Raw genomic sequence first — 13,328 nt, 5'->3', positions numbered from 1 at the left:
CATGAGCGCCGTGCTGCCACCGTTGACGTTACTGTCCGGCGCGCGCGAAGGCGCGGGCAAGCGGGCGCTCGTGACCGGCATCGCCGGGTTCACGGGCCGCTACGTGGCAGAGGAGCTGGCGCTGGCCGGCTATGAAGTCTTCGGCACCGCCACGCCGGGCAGCGCCAGCGCACCTGGCGTCATCGGCGTGGACCTGCTGGACCGCGACGGCCTGGCCGCCGCCGTACGGGAAGTGATGCCGGATGTCGTCGTGCACCTGGCCGCGATCGCCTTTGTCGCCCATTCCGACGTCGAGCAGATTTATCGGGTCAATGTCGTCGGCACGCGCAACCTGCTGGAAGCGCTGGCGGGGACGCCGAAAAAGCCGTCCGCCGTGCTGGTCGCGTCGAGCGCCAACATCTACGGCAACACCGATGTTCCCGTCATCCACGAGGACGTGCCGGCCGCTCCCGCCAACGATTACGCCGTCAGCAAGCTGGCGATGGAATACATGGCGCGGCTGTGGATGGACAAGCTGCCCATCGTGCTGGCCCGCCCGTTCAACTACACGGGCGTGGGTCAGGCCGACAACTTCCTGCTGCCCAAAATCGTCTCGCATTTCCGCCGCAAGGAAGCGCGTATCGAGCTGGGCAACCTGCACGTCTGGCGCGACTTTTCCGACGTGCGCCTGGTTGCCGCCGCCTATCGCCGCCTGCTGGCCGCAGCGCCGGCCGGCGACGCGGCGCGGCGCATCTTCAACGTCAGCTCCGGCAAGGCGTATTCGCTGGGCGAAGTGCTGGACATGATGGCCGACATCGCGGGCTACCGCATCGACGTCCATGTCAATCCCGCTTTTGTGCGCGCCAACGAAGTCGAGCGCCTGACGGGCGACAACCGCCGCCTGCAGGCAGTCGTCGGCACCATCGAACCGCCGCCGCTGGCGGACACCCTGCGCTGGATGTACGAGGCGTGATGTCGGCCCCGCGGCAGCTCCGCATTGGCCTTTCCACGACGACGACTGAACCCGGCCTGACGGGCGGCCGCCTCGATGGCATCGGCGTGTACAGCCACGCGCTGCTGCGCGAGCTGCCGCAGGCCGGCTGCGCGGTGATACCGTATTCGTTCGGTCCCACGGCGAGCCTGTCCGTTGGCCGGCCGATGCCGCGCTCCCTGGCGCTGGCGACGGTGTCGGACCTGCTCCTGCCGGGCACGCGCCAGCACATGGACGTGGACGTTTTTCACGCCACCGATTACCGCATCGTGCGGATGGACTGCCCCGTCGTCGCCACCTTGCACGACGCGCTGCCCATCGCCCATCCCGAATGGTGCAATCCCCGTTTGCGCGGCCTGAAGAACTGGGCGCAGGTGAACGCGGCGCGCAAGGCCGACCACGTGATCGCCGTCAGCCAATTCGCCATCGCGGAACTGGTCCAGTGCTTTGGCGTGGACGAGCGCCGCATCAGCGTCGTGCCCAACGGGGTGGATGAAGCCTGGCTGGAACCGGCGCCAGAGTCCCGGGTGGCCGAGACGCTGCGCTCCCTCGGCCTGCGGGCAGGCTACTTCCTCACCGTCGGCACGATCCAGCCGCGCAAGAATTTTGCCCGCCTGCTGGAAGCGTATCTGGGCCTGCCGGCGAACGTCCGAGCACAACGCCAGCTCGTCATCGTCGGCGCGCCCGGCGCGCGCAGCGACGATGTCGTCAACCGGATCCGCGCCGCGCAGCAGCGCGGCGAGAACGTTGTCTGGCTGAGCCACCTGACCAGCTTCGACCAGCTGCGCCACGTGTATGCCGGCGCCGGCGTGTTTGTCTTCCCGTCGCTGTACGAAGGCTTCGGCATCCCGGTTGTCGAGGCGTTCGGCGCCGGCGTGCCGGTGATCGCTTCGAACGCCACGTCCGTGCCGGAAGTGACGGCGGGCGCCGCGGTCGACGTCGACCCGCTGTCGGTGTCGGCCATCGGCAGCGCCATGCTGGAACTGGCGCGCGACGATGCGCTGCGGCGCCGCTGTATGGCGGCAGGCACGGTGCGGGCATTGCAACTGACCTGGCGCGAAACGGCCCGCAAGACGGCGGCCGTGTACCGCGCGCTCCTCAAGTAATCGAAAGCCATGCGCGTCCTCCATTTCTACAAGACTTATTTTCCCGAATCGTGGGGCGGCGTCGAGCAGGTGATCCGCCAGCTGTGTGTCGGCACGAGCCGGCTGGGCGTGACGAACGAGGTGCTGACGCTGACCCGTGGCGGTGCGGCCGACAGCTTCGACATCGATGGGCACCGCGTGCACCGCGTGCCCCAGGCGTTCGAGATCGCGTCCAATTCCGTGTCGCTGGGCGTCATCGGCAAACTGGCCGAACTGGCGCGCGAAGCGGATGTGATCCACTACCACTTCCCGTGGCCGTTCATGGACCTGGCGCACTTCATGGCGCGGGTAAAAAAGCCCAGCGTCGTCACGTATCACTCGGACATCGTGCGGCAAAAGGCGCTGCTGAAGTTCTATGCGCCTCTCAAGCGCCGCTTCCTGTCGGACGTCGATGCGATCGTCGCCACGTCGCCGAATTACTTTGCTTCGTCTGAAGTGCTCAAGCGCTACAACGGCAAGGTGCTGACGATTCCGTTTGGCCTCGACAAGGCGACCTATCCGCAACCGAAGCCGGAGCTGCTGGAAAAATGGCGCGCCCGCGCGGGCGAGCGCTTCTTCCTGTTCGTCGGCGTGCTGCGCTACTACAAGGGCCTGCACATCCTGCTGGACGCCATGGCGCGGCTCGACTACCCGGTCGTTATCGTCGGCGCCGGTCCCATCGAGCAGGAGCTGAAGGAACACGCCGCGCGCCTTGGCCTGACCCACGTGCAGTTCGTCGGCGCCGTCGACGAGGATGACAAGGTAGCGCTGCTGACGCTGTGCTACGCGATGGCGTTCCCGTCGCACCTGCGCTCGGAGGCATTCGGCATCTCGCTGCTGGAAGGCGCGATGTACGGCAAGCCGATGATCTCCAGCGAGATCGGCACGGGCACCACGTACATCAACAGCCACGGCGAAACGGGCCTGGTGGTGCCGCCCAGCGATCCCGACGCGTTTGGCGCGGCCATGGTCCAGCTGTGGGAAAACCCCGCACTGGCGGCCGACATGGGCCGGCGCGCCGAAGAGCGTTACTGGAAATTATTTACGGCCGACAAGATGGCGCGCGACTATCTAGCGCTGTACCAGAAACTCACCGGCTGAGAAGTTCAAGGCTGATTGCGCAAAGTTTGCGTCAAATCAAAACTTCAGCAATGAAGTAACGCTACGATGGCCATGGCTTCCCGCTGTCGCCACGGTCTGCAAATCCCGGAGTGCAGCGCAACGACGTGGTGCGGTGGGAGCAACCGAACAGCTTGAACGTCGAAGCCAGGCGCCGAAAACGGTGCCTGGCTCCGGTTTTAAAACGGTGCCTGGCTCCGGTTTTAGACAGGTTGAACGTCGGTGAAAGGCGTTGAAAAGGGAGCCTGGCTCCGGTTTTCGAAATGGAGCCTGTCACCGGTTTTACGTCTCCGCCCACTTCTCCTTGATCGCGCAAATCGCCGGCAACTGCTGCAGGAACAGGTCGACCAGCGCCGGGTCGAAGTGCTGGCCACGCTGCTGCTTCAGGTAACCGACCGCTTCCTCGACGGGCCACGCTGCCTTGTACGGCCGTGCCGACGTCAGCGCGTCGAACACGTCGGCGATGGCGACGATGCGCCCTTCCAGCGGAATCTCCGTGCCGGCCAGTCCCAGCGGATAGCCGCTGCCGTTCCATTTCTCGTGATGCGTCAGCGCGATGTTGCGGGCCAGTTGCAGCATGCCTTGCGTGTGCTCGCCGATAATGTCGCCCCCGATCGTCGCGTGCGACTGCATGATCGCCCACTCTTCCTTGTCCAGCGCGGCGGGCTTCTGCAGGATGCGGTCGGGGATGCCGATCTTGCCCACGTCGTGCATCGGCGCCGCGTGCAGCAGGTCGTCCGCCTGCGCCTCGTCCATGCCGGCGGCCACGCCCAGCAGGCGCGCATAGTGGCTCATGCGGATCACGTGCATGCCGGTTTCGTTGTCCTTGTACTCGGCGGCCAGGCCGAGCCGCTGGACGATCTGCAGGCGCGTCTCTTTCAGCTCCTCCATCCGCACCAGTGACAGGTGCGTGCGCACGCGGGCGCGCACGATGGGCGCGCTGACGGGTTTCGTGATGTAGTCGACGGCGCCGGCATCGAAGCCTTGCACCTCGTCCTCAGGGTCGGACAGCGCGCTCACGAAAATCACGGGGATGCCTGCGGTGGCGGAATCGGCCTTCAGCTGCCGGCAGGCTTCGTGACCGCTCATCCCCGGCATCATCACGTCGAGCAGGATCAGCGCCGGGCCTTCGCGCCGCGCCAGCTCCAGCGCGCGAGCGCCGTCCTTGGCGAACAGCAGGCGGTAATGGTCCTGCAGGATCTGCCGCAGCAGTTGCAGGTTCGATGCCTCGTCGTCCACGGCCAGGATCAGCGGCTGTTGCGGCATGGTTTGGTGGGGGGGATCTGCTCACTCATAAGCTCAAATGGATTCCGTACTCGGGTTGAAGACCGTGCCGAGGATGTCGTTCAGCCGCGTCTCGGCCAGCGTGAAGTCGAAGTCGCCCAGCGCCATGTGCAGCGATGCCATCGTGGCCGGCGTCACGTGACCCTGCAGCGCCAGCGACAGCCGCGCCAGCGCGTCGTCGTCCAGCGCCCCGCGTGCCAGCGAACGTTGCAGCGCCGCGGCAGCATTGCGGACCGCCGCGCCATCGAATCCTGCCACCGGAGCACCCGCCGGCACCTGCGCCAGTATTTCAGGGTAGTCCCCGGCGGCTTCCAGCGCCAGTCCCAGCTGCGGGCCGAGTCGTGCCAGAGCCGGGGCCAGTGCCGATGCCGACCCGGTGCCGCCGTCGGCCGCTGCCTGTTCGATCTCGGCCAGCAACGCTGCAAGCTGTTCGAAGCCCAGGTTGGCGGCAACGCCGCGCACGCGGTGCGCCTGCATCTGCAGGGCCGCGTAATCCTGCTGGGCGGCCAGCCCCGCCAGCACGCCGGCGCAAGCGCCATGCTCGTGCCGGAAGCGCGACAACGCCTGCTGCAGCGCGCTGTCGCTGCCCCAGCGCAGTAGCGAGCCCTTGCGGTCGAGGACCTGCGGCCCGGCCGGTTTCGGCACCGTGACGGCACCGGCCGTCTCGAGGCCCAGTACGCGGGCGATTTCGTGCGACAACGCATACCAGTCGACGGGTTTCGACGCGAAACCGTCCATGCCGACGTCCGTGCTGGCCTTGCGGTGCGCTTCCAGCACGCTGGCCGTCATCGCCACGACAGGCACGCGCGGCCGGCCGTTGCACTGGGCTTGGGCGCGGATGATGCGGGTGGCCGCCAGGCCATCCAGGTGCGGCATATGCACGTCCATCAGGATGACGTCGAAATCGTGCCGTGCCGCCAGCTCGGCGGCGTGGGCGCCGTCGTGGGCCATGGTCAGCGTATGGCCGCGCTTCGTCATCAGGAGGGACAGCAGCTCCAGGTTCTGCGCCACATCGTCCGCGGCCAGCACGCGCAGCGGCGGCAGTTCGAAGGCGATGCGCTGGCGCTGGCGCGGCTGGTGCATGCGCTCCGGTTCCAGCGCCGGACACAATGGCAGCACCACGTGGAACGTCGTGCCCTGGCCCGGCGTGCTCTCGGCCCAGATTTTTCCCTTCATCAGTTCCACCAGCTGCCTGCTGATCGTCGTGCCCAGACCGGTGCCGCCGAAGCGGCGCGTCATCGACGCGTCGGCCTGCGTGAACGGTTCGAAGATGGCCGCCAGCCGGTCCGGCGCGATGCCGATGCCCGTGTCGGCAACGGCGATGCGCAATTGGCCGTCCTGCGCCGCCACGCTGACGGTCACGCTGCCGGCGGCCGTGAACTTGATGGCGTTGTCGAGCAGGTTGGTCAGCACCTGGCGCATGCGCAGCTCGTCGCCATGCAGCCAGGGCGACAGGCGCGGGCAGAAGTCGACGTTCAGCGTCAGTCCCTTGCTGTGCGCGTTAGTGTTATAGGTGGACGACAGCTCGTCGATCAGCGCGAGCAGGCTGTAGTCGTTCAGTTCCAGTTCCACGGCGCCTTTTTCCAGCTTGGCCGTGTCGAGGATTTCGTTCAGGAGGCGCATCAGCGCGCGGCCGGCATTGCGCACCGTGTCCAGGTGAGCGCGCTGGCGCGGCTGCAGTTCGCCATCGAGCAGCACGTCCGTGAAGCCCAGGATGGCGTTCATCGGCGTGCGGATTTCATGGCTCATGTTGGCGACAAACGACGCCCGCGCGGCCGCAGCCTGTTCGGCTTTTTCCTTGGCCTGGCGCAGGTCCTCTTCCATCTGGCGCCGCTCCGTCATGTCGAGGATGACGCCGTCCACCCAGCGCGGCTGGCCGTCGTCGCCGGTGACGACGGCGCCGTGTTCCCAGACCCAGCGCCAGCCGCCGTCCGCATGCCGCAGCCGGTATTCGACGGTGTAGGGAGTGCCCGTCGCCACCGCGTCATTGCAGACGGCCAGCACACCGGGCAGGTCGCCCGGGGCAATCAGTTCGATCAGCGTGCGCACGGGGGCGGGGCCGACGAAATCGGCGGCGGGATAGCCCGTTACCATCTCGACCCCGTCGCTGAGGAACTCGATCGAATAGACCGCGTCAGCATGGCAGCGGAACGAAATGCCGGGGATATTGCCGATCAGGGAGCGAAACTGCCGTTCGCTGTCGCGCAGCGCCGCCATGATGGCGCGCCGTTCGCTGATGTCGGTGATGAACAGCACGAACAGGTCGGAGCCCGTCAGGCGCGCATGGCCCACGGCGCGGCGGATCGGCACCTGGCTGCCATCCTTGCGCCGGCCCAGCACCTCGCTGCCTGCGCGCGTCAGCTCGTCGTCGCCCGTTTTCAGGAAGTACAGGAAGCCGTTCTGCTCGGAGCTGCCTGTGTCGGCCATCAGGATGCTGATATGCCGGCCCACGATATTGTCGCGCGACCAGCCGAAAATGCGCTCGGCCGACAGGTTGAACTCGTGGATGATGCCGTGGCGGTCGACGGTGACGACGCCGTCCACGGTCGTCGTCAGCAGTGCGCGCATCCAGCTCTCGCTGCGGTGCAATTGGCGGTACATTTCGCGATAGCGCAGCAGCCCGCTGGCGCCCATGACGACGAGCGTGAACAGCACGGTCATCGCTGACACGGCCAGCGCGACGAAATCGGTATTGCCGGCGATGGCGCCGGGTGGCGGCGTGCCGACGAACCGGGCTGCGGCCATGCCGGTGTAGTGCATGCCGGCGATGGCGCAGCCCATCACAAGCGCGCTGATGGCCAGCCGCCGGCGCGGACTGAGTGTGCCGCGCAGCCCGCGCAGGCCGAAGCGGATCCCCAGCGCCACCGTCGCCAGCACGACGGCAACGACGATCGACAGCGCGAACATCCACGGGTCGTAGCGCAATTCCAATCCGGTGCGCATGGCGGCCATGCCGCTGTAATGCATCGCACCGATGCCGGCACCGACCAGCACACCGCCCGTCAGCAGTGTGCCGCTGGAGAGCGTCGGGCGGCGCAAGATCGTCAGCGCCACGGTGGCGGCGGCCAGACCTGGCAGCAGCGACAGCAACGTCGCGGCAGGATCGTAGGTCGTGTGCGTGCACAGGTCGAACGCCAGCATGCCAATAAAGTGCATGGCCCAGATGCCAGAGCCCAGCGCCAGCGAACCTGCCAGCAGCGAGCCCGTACGCGATACGGGACTGTTGGCAGCGCGCGAGTGGCCTGCCATCTGCAAACCCATCAGCGAGGCAAATGTGGCCACCAGCAGCGACAGCACGACCAGCTTCGGGTCGTAGTGCCCGAACTGAAGCAGCGACGGGTCGGCCGGCGGCGTAAACAGGTCTGTCAGCACGTGAGTGAGGGAAATTTTGGACGGCCTCCACCGTATCATATTTTCCCAGCAGAAATTTATTTCATTAGGACATTCCTGTGAAATCCGGGGAGCGTCGGACGGGCGCAGTACACGTTGTGCAGTCGCGACAGAGTTGTGCCGGCGACTCCGGCGGCGTCATGGAAATGAAGGCTGGCACCGGCTCTGTCTGGGCCGTTACGATGTGTGAATGGGGTTTCAAGTCCAGGGTCTGCGCCCGGTTTTACTTCTTGCTTAACGTGTTGTTAGGTTGTACGATGACATACAACCATGTGGCGCCACGCCACGGCTGATCTCGCCGGAGACCGAGAGATGAGATCGACGATAACCAACATAAGTGATCCTATGAAGCTGAACGAGCCTGTAAGCCAGCACCCTGCTGGGCAGCGCGGTGCCACTGCCGTGGGCAAATACCGCTGGACGATCTGTGCGCTGCTGTTCTTCGCCACCACCGTCAACTACCTGGACCGGCAGGTCCTGAGCCTGCTGGCGCCGCAGCTGTCGAAGGAATTCAACTGGTCGAATACGGATTACGCCAATATCACGGCCGCGTTCCAGTTCGTCTATGCGCTGTCGATGGTGTTTGCCGGTCCGATCGTCGACCGCATCGGCACCAAGCGCGCCTACCTGTGGGCAATCGCCGTCTGGTCCGGCGGCGCCGTGATGCACGCCTACTCCGTGCCGATGGGGCAGGCCGTGGGGGCGGCGATGGGCGCGCTGGGCATGGTGGCGGCGCCCGCGTCGATCATCGGCTTCATGCTGTCGCGCGCCGTGCTGGCCGTCGGCGAGGCAGGCAACTTCCCGGCTGCCATCAAGGCGACGGCCGAATACTTCCCGAAACGCGAGCGCTCGTTCGCGACCGGCATCTTCAACTCGGGCGCCAATATCGGCGCCATCCTGGCACCGCTGACGGTCCCGTGGATCGCCATCCACTGGGGCTGGCAGGCCGCGTTCATCGTCATCGGCGCCATCGGTTTTGTCTGGATGATCGCATGGCACATGCTGTTCGACACGCCGGAAAAGCAGAAGCGCCTGTCGAAAGCGGAACTGGCCTACATCCGCAGCGACGTCGCCGCGACGTCCACCTCGACGGCACCGGCCGGCGCCAAGGTGTCGTGGTTCCGTTTGCTGGGCTACCGCCAGACCTGGGCCTTCGCCTTCGGTAAATTCATGACGGACGGCGTCTGGTGGTTCTTCCTGTTCTGGCTCCCCAAATACCTGGCCTCTACCTATGGCATGGGCCCGGGCGACATCATCATCCCGCTGGCGGTGCTGTACAGCCTGACGATGATCGGCAGTATCGGCGGCGGCTACTTCCCCGCCTACTTCATGGACAAGGGCGAGACGCCCTACGACGGCCGCATGAAGGCGATGCTGGTGATCGCGTGCTTCCCGCTGGTCGTGCTGCTGGCGCAGCCATACGGCTACATCAGCTACTGGGTGCCGGTGCTGCTGATCGGTATCGGCGCATCGGCCCACCAGGCCTGGTCGGCCAACCTGTTCACGACGGTGTCCGACATGTTCCCGCAAAAGAGCGTGGCATCGATCATCGGCATCGGCGGCATGGCCGGCGGCCTGGGTGGCGTGGCGGTGTCGAAAGTGGGCGGCTGGCTGTTCGACTACTACGGCGCGATGGGGCAGCTCAGCACCGGCTACATGATCATGTTCGCCTTCTGCGCGCTGGCCTACCTGCTGGCGTGGGGCGTCATGAAGACGCTGGTGCCGCGCTATAAAGAAATCACCGACCTGTGATGCGGGCCCTGCTCGCTGTGACCCTGCTGGTGACGGCGGGGCACGCCGGCAGCACCGGCATCGCGGTACAGCCCTACGGCAGCACTACCGCCGGCGCGGCCGTCGAGAAGGTCACGCTGACCAACGACCGCGGCATGACGCTGGGGTTCATCGACTACGGTGCGACGCTGATCTCCGCCACCGTGGCCGATCGCAACGGGCAGCGCCGCAACGTCGTCCTCGACCTGCCGGATCTCCCGGCTTACCAGCGCAGCACACGCAAGTGGGGCGCCATCATCGGCCGCTACGCCGGCCGCATCGGCGGCGCCCGTTATACCCTCGACGGCAAGACGGTGGCGCTGCAGCCCAACGCGCGCGGCCTGACGATCCACGGCGGCCCGCCCGGCTACGAGCACCGTGTCTGGCAGCGCCGCGATTTCGCGGACCGCACGTCGCTTGGTGCCGTCTACACGCTGGTCAGCCCGGACGGCGACCAGGCATTTCCGGGCAAGCTGACGCTGCGCGTGACCTATCGCCTGCTGCGCGGCAGCGACGAGTTCCGCATCGAATATGAAGCCGTCACGGATGCGCCCACCGTTCTGAATCCAACCAACCACGCCTACTTCAACCTGGCCGGCGCCGGCAGCCGCGGCATCGGCACGCACCGCTTCCGCATCGCCGCGGACCGCTACGCCGTCACGGACGACAACCGCGTGCCGACGGGCGAGCTGGCGGACGTACGCGGCACGCCCCTCGACTTCCGCCAACCAGCCAGCGCCGCTGCGCGCCTGAAAACGCCTTCACCGCTGCTGGGCGATCCGCCCGGCTTCGACCACAGTTTGGTGTTTGCAAAACCCGCCGGCAAGCTGGCGGTCGTCGCCGTCGTCGATGACACGGCCAGTGGCAGGCGGATGGAGATCGCCACGACGGAACCGTCGGCACAGTTCTATACGGCAAATGCCTTTGACGGCAAAGAGGTGGGGACGAGCGGCACGGCATACCAGCGCTACGACGGCTTTGCGTTCGAGACGCAGCATTTGCCGGACAGCCCGAACCAGCCGGCGTTTCCGACCACGGTATTGCGGCCGGGCGAGGTGTTCCGGTCGGTGACGAGTTTCAGGTTCTCGACCAAACGCTGATGCACCGGTCATTGCCTGAAAAATAGGGACAGCTCCCATTTTTCAGGCAATATCGCCCGAAAAAATGAGGTCCGGGCGACCCCGTCCGTCCCTATTGAACTTATGACTAAAAGGCGCAGGGCGCGTCGGCCAGGCCCTGCACGCCGGGACGCAGCAGCACCACGGCGCCGCCCCATTCGGCATCTTCCGGCTTGCCCGACACGATCGACGTGACGATCAGCGTTTTCAGGTCCTCGCCGCCGAACGTGCACATCGACGGCTTGGCGAACGGCAGGTCGATCCTGCGATCCAGCTTGCCCTGCGGCGTGAAGCGCAGCACGCAGCCGGCATCGTTGGCGCAGCTCCAGTAGCAGCCGTCCGCATCGACGACGGCGCCGTCGGGACGGCCCACGTGCTGGTTCAAGTCGGCAAAAACACGGCGGTTCGATGGCACGCCCGTCGCGACGTCGTAATCGAAGGCCCACACGAGGCGGCTCTTCGGATGCGAATCGGACAGGTACATCGTGCGGCCATCGGGCGACCAGGACAGACCGTTCTGCGTGAACAGGCCATCGACGACAGCAGCGGACAGGCCGTTGGCATCGTAGCGGTACAGCCGTCCCACATCCTTCCCGGCACTCATGTCCATGAACATTGTGCCGCTCCAGAAGCGGCCCTGCCGGTCCGTACGGCCGTCGTTGAAGCGCATGCCCGCGCCCAGCTCCGCCGGTTTGCCCAGCAGGGTGACGGCCACGCTGCCGTTGTCGAACAAGTCAATGTCGAACATGCCCGTCTCCATGCCCCCGATCAGGCCACCACGTGCGCGCGGAGCGACGCAGGCAACCATCTCGGGAGCTTCCCACGAGCGCGTGCGGCCGGCGGCATCGAGCCGCCAGATGCGCTTCGCGGGAATGTCGACCCAGTACCATGCGCGGGCGGTGGCATCCCACGCCGGGCTTTCACCCGTCGCGCAATGCACGCCCGCGACACGTTCGATCGACACAGCCGTCATTACTTCAGCACCAGTTCGCCGTCCACGACGCGCGGGATGGCCAGCGGATTGTCGCTTGCCAATGCGGCCGGCAGGAGTTCTGCCGGCACGTCCTGGTACGAGACCGGACGCAGGAAGCGGTCGATCGCCGACGCGCCCACCGACGTGGAACGGCTGTCCGACGTGGACGGGAACGGGCCGCCGTGCACCATCGCATGCGCCACTTCCACGCCGGTGCCGAAGCCGTTGAACAGGATGCGGCCGGCCTTGCGTTCCAGGGTCGGCAGCAGCTTTTTCGCGATGCCGATGTCCGCGCCCGTCGCGTGGACGGCAGCGGTCAGCTGGCCTTCCACGTGTTCGGCCACGTCGATCAGCTGCGCTTCGCTGTGGCAGCGGATCAGCAGCGAGCACGGGCCGAAGATTTCGTCTTCCAGCTCAGGCTTGGCGAGGAACGTGGCGGCGTCCGTGCTGTACAGCGCGGCGACGGCGCTGCATGGGTTGTCGGTCGTCTGGCCCTGGGCCAGCAGCGTGACGCCTTCGACGGCGCCCAGCTTGGCCACGCCCGAGTTGTAGGCCTGGTGGATGCCCGGGGTCAGCATCGTTGCCGCGCCCTTGGCCTGCAGCGCGGTGACGGCGTTCTGCACGAACTTGTCCAGTGCCGGCGAATCGATGGCGATCAGGAGGCCAGGATTGGTGCAGAACTGGCCGGCGCCCAGCGTCAGCGAGTCGGCAAACTGCTGCGGCAGTTTTTCGCCGGCTAGCGCGCCTTCGAGCAGGAACACGGGATTGATGCTGCTCATCTCCGCGTAGACCGGAATCGGTTCCGGACGGGCGGCCGCCGTCTTCATCAGCGCGATGCCGCCGGCGCGCGAGCCGGTGAAGCCGACCGCCTTGATGTGCGGATGGCTGACGAGGTTCTGGCCGATGGTCTGGCCGGCGCCGATCAGCATCGAGAACACGCCTTCGGGCATGTCGCAGTCGATCGCTGCCTGCTGCACGGCTTTCGCCACCAGTTCGGACGTGCCCAGGTGGGCCGAGTGGGCTTTCACGACGACCGGGCAGCCGGCTGCCAGTGCGGAAGCGGTATCGCCGCCGGCAACGGAGAAGGCCAGTGGGAAGTTCGATGCGCCGAACACGGCGACCGGACCCAGGCCGATCTTGCGCAGGCGCAGGTCGGGACGTGGCGCCGGCGCGCGGTCGGGCAGGGCGGAATCGAGCGTGGCGGACAGGTAGCGGCCGTCGCGCACGACTTTTGCAAACAGGCGCAGCTGGTTGCAGGTGCGGCCACGTTCGCCTTCCAGGCGGCCTTGCGGCAGACCGGATTCCTGCATCGCGCGTTCGACCAGGCTTGGGCCCAGGTCCATGATGCGGTCGGCGATCGTCTCGAGGAACCTGGCGCGCTGCTCGGGCGTCGTTTCGCGGTAGCGGTCGAACGCCTGCCAGGCCAGCGTGCAGGCTTTTTCCAGCTCGGCGCTCGAGGCCAGGCCGAAGGCCGGCTCGATCTGCTCGTTGCGCGACGGGTCGATGGCCTTGACAGTACCTTCCTTGCCCAGCACGGCCGCGCGGCCAATGATCATTTCACCTTTGATTTGCATATGCTC

At 66.5% G+C, this 13,328-nt stretch carries 9 protein-coding genes; 5 read left to right on the top strand and 4 right to left on the bottom strand.

Annotation, left to right across the window (positions count from 1 at the left end; all coding sequences use genetic code 11):
- Window position 1 precedes the first annotated feature (1 nt).
- Genes E1742_RS13165 through E1742_RS13155 form a run of 3 tightly spaced genes read left to right on the top strand, consistent with a single transcriptional unit; the run spans window position 2 to window position 3,195 of the window.
- Window positions 2-952 carry an NAD-dependent epimerase/dehydratase family protein gene (locus E1742_RS13165; protein ID WP_134385380.1) on the top strand — a complete coding sequence of 317 codons (951 nt, stop codon included), beginning with the start codon at window positions 2-4 and terminating at the stop codon, window positions 950-952.
- Complete coding sequence (locus E1742_RS13160) at window positions 952-2,076, top strand: glycosyltransferase family 4 protein (RefSeq protein ID WP_134385379.1); 1,125 nt, start codon at window positions 952-954, stop codon at window positions 2,074-2,076. Before E1742_RS13165 ends, E1742_RS13160 begins: the two co-directional genes overlap by 1 nt.
- A 9-nt stretch (window positions 2,077-2,085) precedes the next feature.
- Entirely contained in the window at window positions 2,086-3,195 is a 1,110-nt protein-coding gene (locus tag E1742_RS13155) for a glycosyltransferase family 4 protein (RefSeq protein WP_134385378.1), read from the top strand.
- Between the two features lie 300 nt (window positions 3,196-3,495).
- Here the strand turns inward: E1742_RS13155 and E1742_RS13150 are convergent, their stop codons facing one another.
- Both E1742_RS13150 and E1742_RS13145 read right to left on the bottom strand, forming a co-directional pair.
- Entirely contained in the window at window positions 3,496-4,479 is a 984-nt protein-coding gene (locus E1742_RS13150) for a response regulator (RefSeq protein ID WP_134385377.1), read from the bottom strand.
- 33 nt (window positions 4,480-4,512) lie between these two features.
- Window positions 4,513-7,869: an MHYT domain-containing protein gene (locus E1742_RS13145; RefSeq protein WP_307721875.1), complete on the bottom strand. Its 3,357-nt coding sequence runs from the start codon at window positions 7,867-7,869 to the stop codon at window positions 4,513-4,515.
- 363 nt (window positions 7,870-8,232) lie between these two features.
- Here E1742_RS13145 and E1742_RS13140 point away from each other — a divergent pair, with 363 nt between their 5' ends.
- Together E1742_RS13140 and E1742_RS13135 are read left to right on the top strand one after the other, a co-directional pair.
- The gene (locus E1742_RS13140; protein ID WP_134385375.1) at window positions 8,233-9,639 is read left to right on the top strand and encodes an MFS transporter; all 1,407 of its coding nucleotides are present in this window, start codon (window positions 8,233-8,235) and stop codon (window positions 9,637-9,639) included.
- On the top strand, window positions 9,639-10,757 hold the full coding sequence (locus E1742_RS13135; RefSeq protein WP_134385374.1) for an aldose epimerase family protein: 1,119 nt from the start codon (window positions 9,639-9,641) through the stop codon (window positions 10,755-10,757). Before E1742_RS13140 ends, E1742_RS13135 begins: the two co-directional genes overlap by 1 nt.
- Window positions 10,758-10,863: 106 nt before the next feature.
- Here E1742_RS13135 and E1742_RS13130 read toward each other — a convergent pair whose 3' ends face one another.
- Window positions 10,864-11,748, bottom strand: coding sequence for an SMP-30/gluconolactonase/LRE family protein (locus E1742_RS13130; protein WP_189569094.1), 885 nt, complete (start codon window positions 11,746-11,748; stop codon window positions 10,864-10,866).
- Complete coding sequence (locus tag E1742_RS13125) at window positions 11,748-13,322, bottom strand: aldehyde dehydrogenase (NADP(+)) (RefSeq protein WP_134385373.1); 1,575 nt, start codon at window positions 13,320-13,322, stop codon at window positions 11,748-11,750. Before E1742_RS13125 ends, E1742_RS13130 begins: the two co-directional genes overlap by 1 nt.
- Window positions 13,323-13,328 lie beyond the last annotated feature (6 nt).

This window comes from Pseudoduganella plicata (assembly GCF_004421005.1).
Classification (GTDB): Bacteria; Pseudomonadota; Gammaproteobacteria; order Burkholderiales; family Burkholderiaceae_D; genus Rugamonas; species Rugamonas plicata.
The sequence above is the reverse complement of the archived record's forward strand: the minus strand, read 5'-3'. Positions and strand labels throughout refer to the sequence as shown.